Source organism: Neobacillus sp. NRS-1170, from assembly GCF_050468025.1.
In genome coordinates, this window is record NZ_JBITPF010000022.1 from 1 (window position 1) to 20,225 (window position 20,225).

The 20,225-nt window shown below is 38.3% G+C and carries 12 protein-coding genes and 1 pseudogene; 5 read left to right on the forward strand and 8 right to left on the reverse strand.

Features of this window, described 5'->3' with window-relative positions; genetic code table 11:
* Nucleotides 1–315: 315 nt before the first annotated feature.
* Together ACIFOT_RS09235 and ACIFOT_RS09240 are read right to left on the reverse strand one after the other, a co-directional pair.
* Nucleotides 316–867 carry a recombinase family protein gene (locus tag ACIFOT_RS09235; protein WP_430064024.1) on the reverse strand — a complete coding sequence of 184 codons (552 nt, stop codon included), beginning with the start codon at nucleotides 865–867 and terminating at the stop codon, nucleotides 316–318.
* A gap of 474 nt (nucleotides 868–1,341) precedes the next feature.
* Nucleotides 1,342–7,110, reverse strand: coding sequence for a DUF4011 domain-containing protein (locus tag ACIFOT_RS09240; RefSeq protein WP_430064026.1), 5,769 nt, complete (start codon nucleotides 7,108–7,110; stop codon nucleotides 1,342–1,344).
* Nucleotides 7,111–7,506: 396 nt separating this feature from the next.
* On the opposite strand from ACIFOT_RS09240, the gene ACIFOT_RS09245 reads away from it, so the two are divergent.
* Nucleotides 7,507–8,610 (forward strand): DUF4236 domain-containing protein, encoded by a 1,104-nt coding sequence (locus ACIFOT_RS09245; RefSeq protein ID WP_430064028.1) that lies wholly within the window; start codon nucleotides 7,507–7,509, stop codon nucleotides 8,608–8,610.
* An 85-nt stretch (nucleotides 8,611–8,695) separates the two neighbouring features.
* Here ACIFOT_RS09245 and ACIFOT_RS09250 read toward each other — a convergent pair.
* A pseudogene (locus tag ACIFOT_RS09250) lies at nucleotides 8,696–8,821 on the reverse strand (excalibur calcium-binding domain-containing protein); the annotation flags it as partial.
* 815 nt (nucleotides 8,822–9,636) lie between these two features.
* Between ACIFOT_RS09250 and ACIFOT_RS09255 the strand changes: the two are divergent.
* Entirely contained in the window at nucleotides 9,637–9,972 is a 336-nt protein-coding gene (locus tag ACIFOT_RS09255; RefSeq protein ID WP_430064029.1) for a L,D-transpeptidase, read from the forward strand.
* Nucleotides 9,973–10,126: 154 nt separating this feature from the next.
* Here ACIFOT_RS09255 and ACIFOT_RS09260 read toward each other — a convergent pair whose 3' ends face one another.
* The 5 genes from ACIFOT_RS09260 to ACIFOT_RS09280 form a co-directional block, all read right to left on the reverse strand.
* Nucleotides 10,127–10,792: an HAD family hydrolase gene (locus ACIFOT_RS09260; protein WP_430064031.1), complete on the reverse strand. Its 666-nt coding sequence runs from the start codon at nucleotides 10,790–10,792 to the stop codon at nucleotides 10,127–10,129.
* Between the two features lie 386 nt (nucleotides 10,793–11,178).
* Entirely contained in the window at nucleotides 11,179–12,324 is a 1,146-nt protein-coding gene (locus ACIFOT_RS09265; RefSeq protein ID WP_430064033.1) for an excalibur calcium-binding domain-containing protein, read from the reverse strand.
* Nucleotides 12,325–12,736: 412 nt separating this feature from the next.
* The gene (locus tag ACIFOT_RS09270; RefSeq protein ID WP_430064035.1) at nucleotides 12,737–15,325 is read right to left on the reverse strand and encodes a DEAD/DEAH box helicase; all 2,589 of its coding nucleotides are present in this window, start codon (nucleotides 15,323–15,325) and stop codon (nucleotides 12,737–12,739) included.
* Nucleotides 15,326–15,725: 400 nt separating this feature from the next.
* Nucleotides 15,726–16,118, reverse strand: a complete 393-nt coding sequence (locus tag ACIFOT_RS09275) for a terminase small subunit (protein ID WP_430064037.1) — start codon at nucleotides 16,116–16,118, stop codon at nucleotides 15,726–15,728.
* Between the two features lie 113 nt (nucleotides 16,119–16,231).
* A complete protein-coding gene (locus tag ACIFOT_RS09280) occupies nucleotides 16,232–16,726 on the reverse strand; it encodes a helix-turn-helix domain-containing protein (RefSeq protein WP_430064039.1) in 495 nt (164 codons plus the stop codon).
* A gap of 822 nt (nucleotides 16,727–17,548) precedes the next feature.
* Here ACIFOT_RS09280 and ACIFOT_RS09285 point away from each other — a divergent pair.
* From ACIFOT_RS09285 to ACIFOT_RS09295, 3 genes are all read left to right on the forward strand, one after another.
* Nucleotides 17,549–17,884: a hypothetical protein gene (locus tag ACIFOT_RS09285; RefSeq protein WP_430064041.1), complete on the forward strand. Its 336-nt coding sequence runs from the start codon at nucleotides 17,549–17,551 to the stop codon at nucleotides 17,882–17,884.
* Nucleotides 17,885–18,055: 171 nt separating this feature from the next.
* The gene (locus tag ACIFOT_RS09290) at nucleotides 18,056–18,712 is read left to right on the forward strand and encodes a CHC2 zinc finger domain-containing protein (RefSeq protein WP_430064043.1); all 657 of its coding nucleotides are present in this window, start codon (nucleotides 18,056–18,058) and stop codon (nucleotides 18,710–18,712) included.
* Entirely contained in the window at nucleotides 18,685–20,172 is a 1,488-nt protein-coding gene (locus tag ACIFOT_RS09295; RefSeq protein ID WP_430064045.1) for a DNA primase family protein, read from the forward strand. Before ACIFOT_RS09290 ends, ACIFOT_RS09295 begins: the two co-directional genes overlap by 28 nt.
* Nucleotides 20,173–20,225: the final 53 nt, after the last annotated feature.

Below are 20,225 nucleotides of genomic sequence, written 5' to 3' on the forward strand. Positions count from 1 at the left end.
TCGGCCCGCCACCTAGCTGTCTACGCTTAAAGACTAATGTTACCATTAGCCCTCCAAGACTCGCTACGAGCGAATGGCTAGTTCTTACTCGGCGGGAATCCCACCCGCTATATGATACGACCTAGGCTCGGCCGCACAACTGCTTCGTTAGTTGAAGAAGACATGCCAATTGCAACGGCAGCTTGATCATATATTCCTGCAACAGTAATAACAATTTAAACATTAATAGTGATAATCGTTATAACAGTAGACGAAATAAAAAATCGACCATTATGGCCGACTCATTTGACTTGTCATCGTTTTTCATTCGCTCAGCTACACCTGTCGTTTCTTTGCCCTGATAAGCGTGCTTTTACTTATGCCTGTTATATTTTCCACTTGCATATATGAGTTCGTTTCGAGGAGTTTCAATGCATGCTCGATTTGGGCTTTTTTAAACTTCTTCGGGCGGCCTTCTCTAAAATCTTCACGCTGCTTAGCTAATGCTTTGCCTTCTTGGGTTCGTTCCACAATCATATTCCTTTCCATTTCCGCCACTGCTAACATGGTTTGAAGGAAGAACCGCCCCATAGTTGTGTTTTCGAGTAAACCCACATTCAGTACGTGTACGCGAACACCCTTGTTGAATAATTCTTCTACAACATCAATACCTTCCCGTACATTCCTTGCTAACCGATCAAGCTTAGTCACAACTAATGTGTCGCCTTCCTTTAACTCTTTAAGCAGTAAACTAAACTTCGGTCTTTCCAGCTTCGTACCAGTGAATTTTTCCTCAATAATCCTGTCGCATCCTTCATCTTGTAACCTTTCAATTTGTACTTCCAAATCCTGTCCTAAAGTGCTTACGCGGCAGTACCCATATTTCATAAAATCATCCTCTTTCCTGGGTTAATTTTTGAATATAAGTTATGACACCAGCTGATAGCCTTATTTTATTACTTCCATATATTGGTGTCAATACTTTTAAGTTATGACACTAAGATTCAACAAATCATTTATTTCATAAAACAAATGCCACAAGTTTTATGGGAATCCAAGGGAAATTATAAATTCCGTCGAAATGAAGATAAAGGTAGTAATCCTGGTTTATGGTGTCCACATTGTCTTTCATATAACTCTTCCGTTTTAGGTTATGTTGACAAATAAATAACACTATGAAAGTAACTTCCTAATGTTTTAGATCATTTTTACACTTTCTTTCAAGACTGCCAAGCTTTGAGAAGGAATACTATTCTTAATTAATAAAGGACTATCCATATTAGATAGTCCTCACTTAACAATAATCAATCTACTATTTCTATTTTTCTACAAGAGATCCCGTCATTTCAATCGCAAAGAGTATTATCTTCTTTCAAGATTACTCAATAAACTCTTAAGCCTCGTTATTTCAAAATTACGTTTCTTGAACCACTCCTGCGACCAAATTCGGTGTATTTTCCAACCAAGATTTTCAAGGACCTGCTGGCGTAATCGGTCTCGGTCGCGGGCTACTTTCGAGCTATGATAAGTCTTGCCGTCACACTCAATTGCGCAAAGGTACGAATCCTGTTTATGAGGATCAACAACGGCCAAATCAATTTTGTAACCAGAAGCGCCCACTTGTGTGTGTACTTCATACCCCATATCGACAAGAACATCGTAAACATCTTCTTCAAAAGGGGAATCATACATCTTTACGATATTTGAAGATTTATAAACCGGCAAGTGTCCATTCATAGCCATTTCCATATAATCTCGTAAACGGTGAACGCCTATACTCTGTGTCCGTTCCAATGGAATGTCTTGGGGCAACAATGAACTGATTAATTTAACATGATATTTCGCCCGAGTAATGGCCACATTTAAGCGACGCTCTCCCCCGTTTTTACTTAAAGGCCCAAAGTTCATATGAAGGCTGCCATCAGGTGCTTTACCGTAACCGACACTGAAGAAGATGACGTCCCGTTCGTCCCCTTGTACATTCTCCAGACTCTTCACAAAAAACTCATCATGTTTGCCTTCTTTAAAGAATCGTTCCAGGGAAGGATCATTCCGTCTCATACTATCAATTTGATCCCGGATTTCTGTAGCTTGAGCTTCACTAAACGCGATCACCCCTAAAGAACGGTTTGAATGTTGGCGGAAGTGTTCAAAAACCAGTTTGGCTGTAACCTCTGCCTCTCTTAGGTTACTTCTTGTTCCGCCGCGGTCATATAAACCATCTGGAACGTGAACAAATTTTACGCCCAGTTCATCCTCATGCTCAGAACTAGGGAAGGTAATCAAACTGTTTGAATAAAAAGCGGTGTTCGAGAAAGAGATGAGCGATTCGTGTCTGCTTCGATAATGCCAGCGTAATCGCATATTCTCAAGAACATACATACACTCATCCAAAATGCTCTCATACTCTACATCGTTTTCATCCTCAAATTCTTCTCCTACTCCGCCAGCCTTAAAGAAATCAGTCGGAGGCAGCTGTTTGTTATCTCCTACTATGATAACTTGGGATGCACGAATAATAGATCCAATCGCATCTTCGGGAAAAATCTGAGATGCTTCGTCAAAAATAACGACATCGAAAGCAATATCGTCTGCATCTAAGTATTGGCTGACCGACAAAGGACTCATCAAGAAGCATGGTTTTACCTCCAAAGCAAGGGCGGACGTCTGGGATAGCAGCTTTCGAATCGCTAGATGCCGCTTCTTTTTTCCGATTTCATGAAGCAAGACCCCTTGCTCCCTTCGATAAGAAAGGCTATCGATGGCATGTTTCCGTTTTTTCTCCAATATCTCTTGCACCCGCATAGCATTTTGATCAAGACTCCTTAAATCACTTTGACGGAAATCGGTAATTGCTCCAATAGCTCTTTCCGCATCGAAGTCATAAAGGATTTCCTCATCTTGATAAATTTGGTCCAGCCATTTGCGATAGAATCGTTTCTGGAATAATTGGACGAATGTGCCGTTTGAGGGCTTTTCGTTTTCAAGATGTTCCAAGAAAGAAGATAGTTGAGAGTCTCTTATTCTCTTTTCCAGTCTTTGATAACGAATCCATTCCTCCAGTTCCTCTTTCGACTGAATACGCTCATTAATCCAGGAATAATAACTGTGTAAGGAGCTTTTTTGTAACTCTGCACCCTCTACCACTAGGGATTCTTTCACGAAATAAGTTTCCAGCTGACGGTATAGCTGCTCATGCTGTTTCAAAACCCCTTTGCTTTTTTCGAAAAGTCGAAGTAATTCTTGCTTGTGTTCAGGATTCGCCCCTTCTGAAATGTACGTTACCAAACGAGCAGGAACTTCACCATGGGCAAAATGCTTGATCCAATCCTCAATCCACGCCAAGGCGTCAAAAATGACATCCCAATTTGTCGTATACCCAGAAAAGTAATGGCCGAAAGTATCCTTCAAGTAATCCAAATCAGCTTCAAGGGCCATCTTCTGCTCCTGAACGACGATTGCTTCTTGAAGATCTTCCTTTAGCTCTGATGGGGCTAGATATTCCCGTTTGAAAAATCCATTTATCTCATCGTAGTGTTCCATCCATTCTCGGAGACTCTGCTGAAACCATTGGAAACCGCCGGCAATGCTTTCGATTTCCCACAAGTTTGTCTCGGTTCCCTCTAAATTCCAGAAAAGGGACGGAACTTTTTGAGTTAATACATGGATCGTTTGTTCCAAGGTTTGTACTGCCCGTTCCATTTCTGAATGGTGGCCGTCATCCTTGAAAGTATCCCCTATTAAAAGTGTTTGGAGCTTTTCGGGAATATATGGAGTAAGGTTTCGTAGCGCTTTTATATCTGACAACGCCATTTCCACCATATCCCATGACGTTTGTTCCATTTTGTACCACGATCCCATGACTTCCTTTAACTGAGGCTCCTGTTCCATTATTTCATTTTTCAGCTGGATGACTGCTAATGATAGGCCGATGTCCTCCAACAGTTCTTTCAACGAAAGGCGAGAAACTGTACCTGGTTTTCGTACATCCAAAAATATTTGAGTATTCGTGTAGAATGCTTGCAGGTTTAACTGCAGTTTCTTTATTTCATGAACTGTGTCCGGGATCGGCCATTGTTCTACGGGTTGAGCACTCCGTTTCATGAAGAGATTAGGAAAATCCCCATGAAGCGTTTCCAAAATCCCCTTCATTTCAGCGGTAATCGATGCTAATCGTTCGTATTCTGAAATCAATTGCTCCAAAGGTCCCGTCGATTGAATCAAGGTTTCTTTTAAAGGCGCCGGGATGATGGAACCTGGGAACATTTGCTGAATTTCCTGTAACACGGAGTAAGAGTCTGCAATTCGATTCCATTCCGTTTCAAGCCCTTTATAATGCCTTCCGAGATAAGCTCGAAAATCCGCTTGATGGTCTTCCATCCATTTTTTGTACTCCAAAACCCGTTTGGCGGAGCGAACTTGTTTACTCAATGACTCAAAGTCGTATTTATTCTTTTGCTTCAATTTGGAAATCAGCCATTTACGATCGCGGCGGAAACTTCCGTTAAAAACCCGCATAGGCGATTGGTAAATGGTTTCAAAGCGCTCCAACATCTGGAAGATGCGTTCATCTAATACTTCTTCCTCGTAGATTTCCAATGTCGCAGATAATTCCTGCTGGTACTTCTTATGAATATTTTTGGACTCCTGAATGAAACTATAAATTTCATGTTGCCGATCCGACTGAAACCAAGAAGCGGTTGGCCTTGGGTCTTTGGCAATCAACTCCATCATCGGTTTCAATCTTGACACCGACTTTAGATTGGATAATTCCGTCTCAATCGAGTCTGATACAAATGGCTTAACTTGGTCGAATTGTTGGATCTGAATCAAAAACTTTGCCATACGCTCCTGAATGGATACCCGCTTATGAAAAAGAGCATCATCATTTGCATCCGACTGATTGGAAGGAGAGAACAAAGGCAGTAGTTCATTTCCCTGTGCCTCTATATTTTGCCGCAGAGCATACAGATCGAGTTCAAGTATGGACGGATCATATTTTTGGTTCAATTGATCCCGTTTCTGCCCCCATTCCGAATACCTTTGCTTCGCCTCAAGGATGGATTTAGTTACTCCTTCTAAATCAACGAACCACTGCTGGGTTGGGCGGGGCTTTTTTAACACTACTGACATAAGACCATTTAAAAAATGAATATCCTCCATTTTTTTTATAGGCGGAAGCCCAAATTCATCTGGAATTGTCCCCAAATCGTTCAAGGTTTGCAGCGAAGCTCTTCCCTGTTCAATCGTGTTGCTTAGGATGTCTCTCTCTTGTATGAGCGCCTTTGGATCCTCCGAACCGAATGCGTCAAAAAAGTCCTCGGACAGCATGAACAACTGAACAAAAATATTGGCGATGTCCTTTTCTAATATTTCAGGGTGAAAGATGGTTGAAAGAAACGAGCTCTCCTCTAAAAAAGAGGACATTTTCTCCTGATATTCTCTAGCCTTTCGGATTGTCAATTGAATGGATTCGTTGTCAAACCAATGTTTCGGAGGATTAGGCGAATATTTAGCCATTTCAATGATGCTATAGTTTCGGCGAATGTCTTCAATCGAATCACCGCTCAAGCCCAAAGTTTGTTGAATAGATTCCGACTGTTGAATAAACTCATCTAAATTTTTCAGAAGCTCTCGAAGAAACGATTCCAATTTCGACGCCAATTCAAGACTATAAATCGGCTTCTTAAACCCCTTCCAAACCGGAGTCTGTTCCGTTAAAAGTAATCGCCCTCGATAACGCTCCAAATTATTCAAGTGGGTCAGAATATATTCGTAATTTGTCGATTCGTCCATTTCAAAATCAAACAACATTTCTTGAATCTCATCGAGTTTCGCTAAGGTTCCATGAATTTCATAGGCGGATTTGCCAAAAGGTTCGCGGATCTGGTGCAGTTTCTCCGAGTATGTATTGAGCTGATTCCTTAAGTGATTGATGTTCGAATACAGTTCATGTTGAATTTGTTTCTGCTTGGGGTGATTATTGATCGCCTGTTGGAAAGCGTCCAATACTGAGCGTTTATTTGCTTTATGACTGTGCAGTTCCAAGCAAAATTCACCGAGACCGACCTGTTCCAAACGGGATTTCACCACTTCTAGCGCTGCCATCTTTTCCGAAACAAATAATACTTTTTTGTTCGCCGCCAAGCATTCGGCAATGATGTTCGATATTGTCTGGCTTTTTCCGGTTCCCGGCGGACCCTGTAAGACAAAACTCACACCATTTTTAGCAGCGATAACGGCTTGCTGCTGGCTCGAATCCGCATCTAACACTAGGTATGATTCCTGTGCGGGCACTTTACGATCAAGATCATGTTCATCCGGTACCGATGATAAATCCGCCAAGTTTCCGTTTTCGTCTGGTTCCATTCCGGAAATTTTACCGATAAGAGGGTGAGTTTCCAGCAAATCTCTGTAATTTTCAAGATCTTTATACATCACGAGCTTACTGAAAGAAAACAATGATAGATAGATTTCCGGAGAAACAGACCATCCTTCTATATGGTCAATTTGTTCAGAAATCGCGCTCCAGATTTTTTCAAGCTCCGCATCTTCCTGGTCAGTCAATTCCGGGAATGAGATGCCTTTTTCCTCCCTTAATTTGTGAGCCATGAAAGGATTGAGTACAATTTCATCCTCCACCATTTTCATTCGAAAAGGTTGGTTGGCACTGGAGCGGTTCAATTCAACAGGAACAAGCAACAAGGGCGACATAAACTCTTTATCGTTCCCTTGTTCTTTCCACCTGAGCACCCCAAATACAAGATACAGGGTCTGAATTCCTTGCTCATTTAATCGGGTACGAGCGTCTAACCGTAGTTTGCCGACCAATTTATTAAACTGCTCTTTCTCTTCTGCGATTTTCTTTCTTTTTTCCGGTTCTTCTTCTATTGAGTTCATCATTTTTTGGATCTGCTCAAATATAGGATTCTTCAACTCTTCTACATTTAAATTTTTAGATTCTTTCACTAAATGGTCAAACAGTTCTTGCGGTTCTTCAAAAAACTGTAAAGTGTTGTTCTTTTTGGGCCGGAAATTTAAGAGAACATTACGATTCGTTAAATCAATTAAATCCCTCTTCCATTTTTCTATCTTGGCCTGTATTAATTCGCTACCCGTGGAGACTTTCACTTTAATCCCACCTATTTCATAAATTAATCCTTACGTTAGCAAGGTGTTTATTTCAAAGAATTATTTATTGGTTTGCTAAGATTAATAAAATATATGTAAAAATTTATATAAATAAACATTATTGCCCATATAATATTTTATCATTTCAAAATTTTATACTCAATCTTTCGGAAAATAATAGTTTTAAATCAATCCTCAACTTAACCACCACGCTGAAAAAGGACTCAGTTGTCCTTTTATATTGCCAAATAACGCAACCTATTTATTTATGTAGAAAACAGATGAAATAGTCGTTTGTAAAGGATGCTTCAAGATACTTCAATGAATGGGGCAAATAATATTTCATGATTTAACCAAATCCTGTAAAATAAAAAGAAAATAGTTGGGGGAATTGAAATGGGGCTGAGTTTCCGTAAAAGTTTTAAAATCGCACCAGGTGTACGAATGAATGTAAGTTCCAGAGGAGTAGGGGCCAGTTTCGGAGGAAAAGGGCTTCGCTACTCGGTAAACTCGAGAGGCCAAAGAAGAATGACCGCCAGTATTCCTGGGACTGGAATCTCGTATTCTACTTCCTCAAGTGGCAGTAAGAAAAGCTATAAATCTTCCGCCTACCAACGGCAGCGGGAACTTGACCGTATTCAAAAAGAAAGGGAAAAGCTGCAGGAAATAGAACGGAACCGGCTTGAGGTGGATCTCTTTCAAAATAGACTGGACATGATCCGATCCATCCATAAAGAATGCGATGAAGAGGTCAACTGGACCGATATCCAGCACACGAAGCCACCATATGCCAAAGAAAATCCTGGACCAGAAGAAGGGGCAGCTTTGGAGAAAATCAAAAAATATCAGCCAGGTTTTTTCGCTAGGTTGCTTAAACAGGAAGAAAAGAAAATGGAGTTTCTGAGGAAAGAAGTGCTGGAAGCGAGAAAGCGTGATGAAGAAACATATACCGCTTGGGAACACATGGTGGAGACAGCAAAAAGGATTGTTGATGGAGACATCGATGCCTACTTTGAAATCATCGCGGATTTTGCTCCGCTGGATGATTTAAGCGAATTTGGCAGCGGTTTTGAGTTTTTTGCGGAGGATGCGTCTTCCATGGAAGTCGAGTTCGATGTCCGATCGAAGAGCGTGGTGCCTGCGGAAATAAAGAGTCTGACGTCGACCGGAAAGCTATCCGTAAAAAAAATGCCGGTGTCCCAGTTTTACGACATTCAGCAGGACTATGTTGCGAGCTGTGTGATTCGAATTGCCCGTGATTTGTTTGCCCTTCTTCCGGTCGATTCGGTCCTGATTCATGCAATGGACCAACAATTCAACACAGTGACGGGGTACGAGGAAGAGATGGTTATATTATCTGTCCGAATATACCGAAACACCTTGAACCTCCTCAATTTCAACGCAATCGACCCGTCTGACGCCTTGGCTAATTTTGAGTACCGCATGAATTTCCGGAAGACTAAAGGATTCGCCCCTGTTGATAAAATAGTGATGATTTAAGATTGAAGCCAATAGAAACAATAAAATGCAGGAAATCACTTCCTGCATTTTTTGTCCATTTAAAAGGAAATCTTAATATACTTGTTTATTGTTCGCATGCATAATTGTCATGGTCGCGGTCCATTTTTGCCTGATATGCAGGGTGGGAAGAAGGAACTCCGTCAGGATAAACTTTTCTAAGTTCCGTACAGTTTGCAAATGAAGTTTGCGTGGTTTGGACAGGCTTTGTTGTAGCCGCCTGTTGCTGCTTCTTTTGTGCCTCAGCTTGTGCCTGCGCTTTTGCTGCTGCCTCGGCTTCCGCCTTAGCCTTAGAAGCAGCTTCTGCCTGTGCTTTAGCTTCAGCCTCTTGCTTCGCTTTTGCCTCAGCCTGTTCTTTTGCTTTAGCTTCTGCTTCTTGTTTAGCTTTTAATTCTGCCTCAGCTTTCTCTTTTGCCTTTTGTTCTGCTTCTTGTTTTGCTTTTAATTCAGCTTCTTCTTTCTTTTTATCCTCAACAACAGCTTTTTGTTCTTTGTCTGATTTGTCTTTTTTATCTTCAACTTTAGTGGAACCAGCTGATTCTTTTGAGTCTGGACTAATGGCTCCACCTATGATCATTAATACAAAACAACCAGCGGCAAATAACATCCACTTCTTACCTTTTCCTGTTTTCCTAAATGCACTTACAATAGCCATAATAATAAATACAATAAGACCTAAAAAACCCATAACTCCAAGAAATACATCCATGCTTTTTTCCCCCTTATTTTTTTTAGCTAGTACACAGTCAATTAATACGATTGGAAAAATGGAAAAGTTTCAAAAAACTACAAATAAATAACCCTTCGTCAAGTAACTTGCCCCTTAGTTTAGCAACAAAAAAAAGAGCTGCCGCCGCAACCCCAATCTTAAACTCAAGCACCCTTTAGCTTAAGTACATTTTTTCACATACTTACTTTGGTAATGGATAATTAAATGCCCACCAATTCTTGTTAATTAACATACGCCTGCTTTACTTCATACCATATTCAAAAAATGGAGTTGATCTCATGGCGAAATGGATTGATGTATCAACAGCAAAACACCAATTAAAACTTTTTGATCGTCACAGGCTTTTAAAAACTTACCCCATTGCAGTTGGAAAAATATTGTCAGCAACACCTACAGGAACATACACGATTATCAACAAGGACCCCAATCCTGGCGGACCCTTCGGAGTGCTTTGGATGGGACTGTCAAGACCTCATTACGGTATACATGGAACAAATAATCCATCTTCTATAGGTAAGAATGTTTCGCATGGTTGTATAAGAATGTTTAATCATGATGTTCTAGAATTATCATCTTTAGTTCCAATTGGTACGAATGTTTTTATTCATAAATGACTCTATAATCCTCGCCCTTATTGCCTTTCTAGTTTAGGTCAATCATGCCTCTTTCACCAAACTGAACATTGAGGGGATCGCCGTGGCAATCTCCTCCTGAATAAAAGCACCCGTTAGCTTAAGTATAGTTTTTCACAATCTTACCTTTAGATTATTATTTTACTTTGTTCGTCATTAAAATATCTCTTATCTGGTCAACACTACGAACAATATGAGTAGGATTAGATTGACTTATTTCTTCAAAAGAACCGTATCCATAAGTTACTCCAATTGAATCGATACCAAGGTTTTTTGCACCAATAATATCGTGCTTACGATCTCCCACCATAATAAAGTTATCAAGTATATAATCTTTATACTTTTCAAGTATGTATTGGATAATTTCAGTTTTAGATGTTCTTGTACCATCAAGATTACTTCCGACAACGAGATCAAAATAATGATCAATATTAAAATATTTAAGAATTTGTTCTGAGAATACCGTAGGTTTGGAGGTTGCTACGATTAAGGTATATTCTTGTTCCTTTAATGATTTTAAAAGTGGTGGTATATTGGGATATAATTCATTTTCGAACATACCCCTTTGCTTAAATCGTTCTCTATAAAAATCAATTGCTTTTTGTGATTTTTCCTCAATAAAACCGTAATATTCGGCAAATGAAACTTGAAGTGGTGGTCCAATAAAACATTCAAGTTTATCAAGATTCGGTTCAATAATGTCCAATTTCTCTAAAGCATATTGAACTGATTTAGTTATACCTACTTTCGGGTCAGATAACGTGCCGTCTAGATCAAATAAAATTATTTTATATTCGTCCATAAAAAATCCCCTCCAATATCATAAAAAGCCAACCCAATTTTACCATATAAAAGTTTTAAATATTTAAATAAATCAACGGCTAATTAAACTAACCTGCATCCATTTATTGAATAACACCGCGATCTCTATAGTTTCAATTAATCCACAATGAACCTTCTCGATAATGGTAATGAAAGGATAATTGTACTATCTATGTAATACCACCTTGGGATTACATAGATAGTACTTAGAAGATATTCCCTTTTTTCAACAAAACTGCATCATTAGTTCAATAAAAAAAGATCGCCGTAGCGATCCCATCTTTAACTATTGCATCCCTTTAGTGTGAATCAATTTTTTTAATCGATAATGCCCCGAACACTTTGGGGCTTCGCTTAATAAAATTATTACTCTGCTGAATAAGCAGTTCCCCAAACGATTACAAAACCTGTTTCATCTGCAGCAATGTAGATAGATCCAGTATCGATGTCAGATGTTTCACTAGCCTTAGCCTGTGCAATTAAATCATTTAGTTCTGCCTCAGTTACTGGCGCACCTAGAGCAAGAGCAAGCTTTTTAAACAATTCTTCGTGTGCAGCATCAGCATATACTATTCCATCTGCCACAACACTAGCGATGTATTCATCCCCATCGTATAAATCATAAACAGCATTTTCTGCGTCATATTCAACAGTTACGCCGTATGGAGTAGCAACTTCTTTAATTTTATTTAATGTTGGGTCAACGGCTACAACAGCACCGTCAGCTCCAATTTGTTTACCTTCAATCGTTGTATTGACTGCCATGATTCCAGTGCTGTAGAAATAATAAGTTTTTCCGGTAATGTTATTCCAGCCAAGCGCCATTTTACCGGAAGTTGGATTTAGGTAGTACCACTTGCCGCCTGATTGAAGCCAGCCTGTTTTCATTGTTCCGTTTGCATTTAAATAGTACCAGTCTGAACCAGATTTTACCCAGCCTGTCTTCATCACGCCTGAGCTATCAAAGAAATACCATAGATTAGAAACTTTTACCCATCCAGTTTTCATGGTACCGCTCGTATCTAGAAAATACCATTTGCCACCTGAAAGTAACCAGCCAGTTTTCATGGTCCCTGATGAATTAAAGAAGTACCAGTTAGTTCCCACTTTCACCCATCCTGTTTTCATGACACCTGTTGAATCAAGATAATACCATGATCCACTATAAGAAAGCCAACCAGTACGTTTAACACCGCTGGAATAGTAATACCACTTTCCATTTATATTTTTCCAACCAGTACTTGTTGTTGTCTTGGTGCCACTAGTTGACTTGCTCGATATAAAACTACTATAATCACCAGCAGTCACTTCACATGGATACCCATCATTATCACCATCGAGGCGGTGAGGATCATTACTTGCACTATATCCATTGCTATACCAAAAATCCATTACAGCTTGTTTACTTGAAAAATCTTTACAATCCATATCGGTGAATGCCAAAGCTTTTGGCTGGTTCCCCAATAGTATTGCTGCAAGCAGCACAGTTACTAAAACAAAAGTTTTTTTCATATGTATCGCCCCCATTTTTTGGGATTTTTTCCCTAGGAAACTATAACACTATTTCTCTATCAAAGGAATAGATATTGAATTAAAATATTTAGACATTTTTCGACAGAAATAATAGTAAAACGAACTACGCTTCTAAAATCAGGATTAGTTTAATTCGAAAATTTGCCACAAAGAATTTATCATTTTTTGTCTATTTCTCATGTAAATAGTTTTATAGGATTGTGTTTTTGTGTATAAGTAGATTAATTTGAGCGTGAATGCCACAAACCCCAGCGTACTAGTCCCCCAACCATAGGTGTGAGATTCGCGTAAGTCAAAAATACAAAAAACACCCTCTACAGAGGATGTTAAGGAATTATTAAAACTCGCTAAAGTAAGAGACAACCGTAGAAATAACCATCAAATGATTTCATTAGTTAGGTAAGTTCTTTAGGTACTTATCTTTCAATAAACCCATTATTTGTAGCGGCCCAAGCTTGTTTTGTTTATATTCCAATATTGCTTCGGCCCTCCATATCGGGTCTCCTGATCCATTATATCTTTGCCTAAGTTTCCTGACTGTTGCAACTGCCTGGTGTGCCCATTCTAAAAAGTCATCTCTGTTCCAGCACATTACATTTTGTGCAAAAACGGCAGCATCAATTTCAATATATTTTGCTGTTGTGATCATTAATGGTACAATCTCTGCATCTTTATTTAGGTTATGCAATTTTTCTTTAATCCAGATAGGATGGTTAGCAGCCTGTTTTACATCCTTCGCAGGAATCCTTTTCTCGGGCGATTCATAAATCTTGTCTTCAAAAACCAAGCAAATCTCATTATTAACTATCCACCAAGGGTCAGGAGCTGAAGTTTCCTCGGAATTTTTAGCATCATATCCTAAAAGATTTCCTAATTTCTCATGTCCTTTTTCGAATTTTGTACCATCTTCTGAAATTAAATTCTCAAGAATCCCATTTAACTCTTTTTCAAACCGCCTGTTACTGGCTAAACCTAACCTATTTAACTGGTTCTCTAACCCTTCAATCACACTAGGAATAAACGGATCGACTTGTTCCTCATCTTGGACAATATTCTGGAGAGTAGCGAGTTTATTTAGCCATGGTATCGTATTTGTACAAGCAGCAGCTCTTTTATAATAATCGTATACTTGTGCTGCATAAGTGTCTATACCCTTCTTTGATGCTACCCACGCGGTACTCCCACCAATATAATACCAAAAGCTCCTATAACCTTTTACATCATCCCCACCTAATTTAACCAAAATCTCTTGAACCATTGAAATCGCTTTATCAAAATCTTGATTCCACAAAGCGTAAATAAAATTAACTTCGTATTTAGCCGCGGCAAATAACTTGTTAGAAGCTGGTAATATTGATTGTTCACGTTCATTTCTTTCATCCAATATATCCTGATCAGCAGCATTCCAATCTTCACCATGGTCTAAGAATATTTGAAAATTCTCCAATAATTCATCCCGATCTGTTGCACTTACCGACTGGTCGTACCCATATTTTATTTCAGCTTGTAACTCAGGATGAAATAGTTCCAACTTTTTACTGGAAACCAATTCATCTATTAACTCTTGTCCAAGTACACAAACAGCAGCATAATCAACAGGGTGACGGGTGCATCTACCCACCGCCTGTACAAGCCTTGTTCTTACTCTATCATTAAAAATTACTGAAGCAGCCATACGCGACATAAGAAACTTTTCCTGAAGATGGGTAGCACGGGGTATCCCCTTCAATATTAGCAACCTACAGTCATCGTCTGCTAAATCAATTCCATCAAATCGATTAGCCATTACCGCAACTACTCCCGATCCTTTAGTAAAAATGTCCTTCGAGCCTTCAATCTCCTTCGCCTTAATAACCGTATTTGTTGTTTCTTGAGTGATAAGTTGCTCTAAATTTGTTACATTCTTTTCATCTGGAACCAGGATAAGGCTTCGGTCTACTTTTGTAATCAATTGTGCGGTAAAATTTAATGCTTCTTCTTCATTCATAATTGCTTCTGGAAACAAGAAAAATCTTCGCCCTAAACCTTGTTTGTCCCAACCTTCTGGTGCTGCAAGTCTATATATATCAGGAATTCCAATTATCCTCTCCAAATCCCCATTTACACCCAATGTTGCCGACATATAAATCCTTTGTTTAGCCCCTGCAAAAGGGAGATGAAGTAAAGATGGAGGAATTAGAGGCCTTATTAATAAATCATTCCAACTCATATAGAAGTGACAGGCATGCAAATTATTTCGTATCATACTCCACGTGTATTGTAGGCTTGTACCTTGCACATTGCCATCAATTAAGGGAACAATATCATTGATGTACTCGTAAAAATTAAGTGTCGGTAATTTTTCAACCCATAATTTTTCTTGACTAAAAGGGTCTCTTGCTTTCATAGTCTCATAGTGGCTATGGCTCAAAACAGGCTTTAATAATTCTATAATCTGATTATATAATGTACTATTATCAAAGCGGTTTATTGTTAATGACCACAATGAAGGGATGTAGTTTTCTGACGTATGAGCATCATCTAAGATAATTACATCTGCATCATTGAAATATGTATTTGTATTAAATAAACCACTATAGGTTGTTACAGCTATAACATCAGCCTGAGTGTATTGTGATTTCATTCTGGGATCGTATTCTGACTGTTTGCCAGTAAATGCAACAGTTTTAATACCATACTTCTTTTCGGAATCCTCAACCACTTGATTAACCAATTGTTTAGTGGGACAAAGATATACCACCTTTTCCTTATTCACTCTTCGCCGATATTCACCAATTAACAATCCAACTAAAGTTTTACCGCTGCCTGTTGGCAACTCCATAGCGACGTCAGGTAAACCCAAGCCTTCATTCATATATTTTTCAATCATCTCATTCTGATGATCAAGCAAACCTTTTACTTCGCGATTTTTTATATCACGAAATAAAGTCACCGGGCTGGTTACGGTTCCACCACTTTTCACTCTTCTTTTAAATGCCATATTTACCACACTCATTCCATAATATTGAAAAAATCCCTTAATTTAAATATATCAGTTACTATGCATTTATCAAACTATTGAATGTTAAAATCACAGAAAATTCCCATTGTGTTTTATTAATATCACTCTTTAATCAATATGGTAAACACGTGCCTAATGATTACTTGATGATTTGAGGCTGGGAAGAATGAATTACAAGCGGGTGAAATATTCGCCTGTAGGAGACAATCCTTATGCTGTCCATTTAGTTGCAATGGTAACTTACTCTCCTTAATTTTCCAACTATGTTTGTATCATGGCATAAGACCTTATCTCCAATAATTATTGCTAAAAAAATAGAGAGAAATATAATCATTATGACTGTACCTCTCTCATTAATTAGTGCAGTATTAACAAAACATTATGCATCAGCAGCACCTGGATCAACAAATCCAAACTCGATCTTATTGTTAAAGGCACCCTGCAATTCCTTCTTTTCCACAAATGCACCATTGGTTTTGGCTATAAATTCCGATGCCTTTAAACGATCTTTCATCTCCGCATTTTCATCCCTCATAATCTCCGTCCAAAACCGCTTTGTTTCCGTTATATCCGCAATTAATTCCACATCCAATTGAGCATTCCGCTCCTTGATGTAATCTTGGACCTTAGGATTCCTGAGCAGGCGGCTGGCGTTTACCTCGGCAGCATTCCCTTCGGCTTCGTAACTTGCTCTTAGATAGCTCGCCGATGCATTTCCAGTCTCGATATAAAAATCAGCAAATTTCTTTTGTCGAATATTTAATTCGCCCAATGAAATCACCTTCTTCCCATTTATAAAAAGAACAAATGTTCTATTTAATTTTAACATATTTTATAACCATAAAGTAGTTAGCCATAACTGAAACTATAAAAAAGGTGTGTTTATTAATCCATTTTTTCTCCTTCCTTTTTGTCGTTTAGCTTCATTTGTAATATTAATTCATATTTAGCAATTTCCTCTTTAATATCGAGTGACTTAATTTTATGTTCATGTTCCAGCCTTTCCATGTCCAGTTTCCTAAAATAAATGAGGTTTTTTAAATAATAAATCGATAATTCTTCAGGATCCTCAGGGACTTGATCAAAAGGAAGCCACATTTTTATGTTTTTAGCTACCACTGCTGCACCAAATTCAATTAATTTTGAAGCCACGGTTGTGGAATCCTCTTCCTTATCTGCAATACCAGTAATAAAACCCATTTTTGAAATAGAATTACCGGGTTCTTTAACCTTTTTATCAATAAATTTTATTAGGGATGCCTGGTCAATTTTATAGATTTTTCCATCTTGTACAGCTTCTAATTCTCCACTTCTGATCCATCTACGCACTGTCTCTTCACTTACATTAAACATTTCACTAACTTTTTTTGTTGTTAACATATCAGCACCCTGTTTCTATTTTTAATGTTAACTTCCCCACTATATACAACACACATGCGTGTGAAACATGACTGAAAGATGACAAATTTTAGTGACTAATTTGTTATATATTTATGGTGTGGCTGTAGGGGGTGATGGGATGAAAGCAAATTAGGAATTAGAACTCTAGGTTGCAGATGTATTAGGGATTCTTTCGCAAACTTCGTAAAGAGCTAAATAGTGAGGAAAAGCGTTCTTTTTTAGAAATAATTGAAAAGTTAATGAATGAATCAAGAAATTAAATCACTGAAAATCCATAGTGGAACAAGCGATAGACGTTCAAAACTAAATACTCTTGCCAGAACGATTCTGGCCGGCGATGTCTACTGTCCGTTATCCAGGGAGGCACTCGACCATGCTGTAGGTAAGCTTTTTGATGTACCTTAGACAACAATGTCAAAAGTATGGAGTGAGGACGGGTTAGATGCCCATAAATTTTCCAACAAACTATTTTTAAGAACTAATAAGGAGCGATTTATAAGATTATTAATTCCATATCTCATTTTGGAAACAATTTTAAAGACATACTTGACGCATCAGCAAAAGAGCTACAGCTGATGTACCTATAGATGTTGCAATGATTATTATTGCTGAATGTGTTCTTGGACACCCATATGTTATCTTGCGTTGAATCAATATATAGGAGAAGACGTTTGAGTTTTTTAATAATTTGGGTGATTTCTGGGATTACTTGAGAACTATCATTGAAATAAATAATTTGTCATTTACTGAAGTTAAGTGTGCTAGCGATAGCGAAGGATTAATTAATTAGGAGTGAATGCAGTGATACTCAAATCATTGTCGGATGAATCATCAGTTTATACAGAGAAATTAAGAGACTTCTTTGAGGCGATAGGGATTGAGAGGGTTATTTTTGTGCCGTACGGAGTTCGCAAAATTTATATTAGGGTAAGTGAATACACTGGCCTATTTTATATCAGCATGTGGAGAAAGTGTGAGGAATTAGCAGTTTCAAATGATTTTCTTACTATCGAAGAAAGCTTGGAATATGCCAAAACGATTGCTAAAGAGTCCGGATTATCTGAAGAGGCAATTGAATTTTCTATTACCCAGTTGCAAAAAGACTTTCAATTTTATTCTGGAAGGAGACTTAAATAAGTGTTACTGCAGTAGATAACACAACAAATAGTTAAATTGATTGTTTAATATTCATTTCATAAGCCGTCCCTGGCCTGCGATGTCAGGGAACGTATTGTACTCTCAAAAAAATAACCGCCTAGTTGCAGCTAGTACGGTTTAAATGGACATTTAATTCCACCATGAAAGCTGGTGAACAAAATTAAAAATATACAACGTGATTATAACATACAGGAAATAAAAAAAAACATGTCAATCTTGGATGTGGCAAATGAATTTGGTTTGAAACTAAAACGGTCTGGTAAATCATATTTCACTTTGTGTCCTATGCATGTGGAACAAACTGCTTCCTGTTCACTCGTACCAAATTCAGATTCTACTAAAGACTATTTCTACTGCTTCGGTTGTGAAGCTGGCGGAGACCAAATTAATTTGTTTGCTAGCTTAAGTCCCATGTCAAATAGAGAAGCTATCAATTATTTAGCGAACCGTTACGGACTATCGCAGGAACAGCCATTGCCGGAGCCAATAGTTCGTGAATATGCAAGAAACAAACGGGATAGGTCCGTGGAGAGAAACTTTCTTATCAATTATAAACAAGTTTTTTACGATTTATGCACTATTCGTGATTCGGTAAACAATTTAATAAAGCAATATGAGTTTATAGAGCTATTGGTGGATGATGAATTAGTAATTAAGTATTACCAAGATAAAGAGCACTATGAAGAAATATTAGAACGGCTACAAGAAGGATTGTTTGAAAAAATTAATTTCAACAAGCAAATTGAAGTTTTTATTGAAGCAAAAGGAGTGTTAACAAAATGGAAAAAACTCTTGCAGAAACGTTAAAACAGTACAACATTGACAAGGACTTCGAGGATGAAAATCTTTTTGACTACGAGAAACATCGAAGTCTCCAGGCAAGATCACAAATGGACTTATCAGATTTGGGAAATGCCGAACGATTAATTCATGTATACGGGGCTGATTTTCGCTATCACATTGAACGTAAAAAATGGATGAACTGGACCGGAAAGTTTTGGGATGTGGATTCTAGCAATCTGTTAAATATGAAAGCAGTTGAAATTGTTAGAGAGTTAAAAGATGAAATTAACTACATTGATGGCAAGGCAGAAAAGGAGGCATTTTCAAAACATATCGTTCGCTCTCAAGCCGCCCCAAGAATCCAGGCAATGGTTCAATTAGCTGATTCAGTTTCAGAGGGTATTACAGTTACACAATCTATGTTCGATAAAGATGATTACTTACTTAATGTAGCAAATGGGACCCTTGATCTTAAGAAACTCAAGTTAGGAGGGGTTAATAAAATGGTGTTAGGCGGGCATGATCGCGCAAACTATATTACCCACTATATTGACATTCCCTTTAATCCTATTGCAAAATGCCCAACATGGGATAAATTTTTAGACGACATATTTATGGGGAACCATGAAATGATCAGGTATATTCAAAGAGTCATTGGATATGCACTAACGGGAAGCAACAAAGAAGAAGCAATGTTTATCTTTTACGGTCCAAAGGGTCGTAATGGGAAATCGACACTAGTAAAAGTAATTCAAAGGCTGCTAAATAACTATGCTGCCACAACTGACCCATCGACATTTATGAAAAGCGGTAAAACGGCAAGGCATACTCTTGCGGAGCTTGTGGGTGTACGATTCCTGTCAACATCTGAAGTTGAGCGTGGAGAAGAATTAGCTGTTCAATTAATAAAGCAAATAACCGGACGTGACCCGGTCGAAGCCGAAAGAAAATATGAAAATCCCTTCACATATTTACCGACTTATAAGATATTTATGCTTACTAATAATAAACCTGGTATTTATGAGCGCAGGAAGGCTATTTGGGAAAGGATACACTTGATTCCATTCAATAGATATTTTGAAGACCATGAGCGGGATAAAGATTTGGATGCAAAGCTAGAGGCTGAATTGGAAGGTATTCTTCGTTGGGCATTGGAAGGCTGCATGGAATGGCAAAGTCAAGGATTGACCCCTCCGCAAGAAGTTCGGGATGCGGTAAAACAGTACGAAAAAGAACAAGATATTATCGGTCAATTCATCCTAGACTCTTGCTATATAGAACCAGCAAATGAGGATTGTTGGGAAGCCCCCGACCGCTTATATCAAGATTATAAATCATGGTGCGCTGCCGGCGGTTATATACCTCTTAATTTGAATAATTTCGGGTTAGAAATAAAAGAAAGATTTCCATTTAAGAGTAAACGAGTGAATTTTAATGGCAAAACGCAACCTAAAAAAGTGTATATTGGAATACGTTTAAATTAATGCGTAGTAAACCTGTGGCAGACATATAGTAGTAAGCTCTAATCCTTACGGTT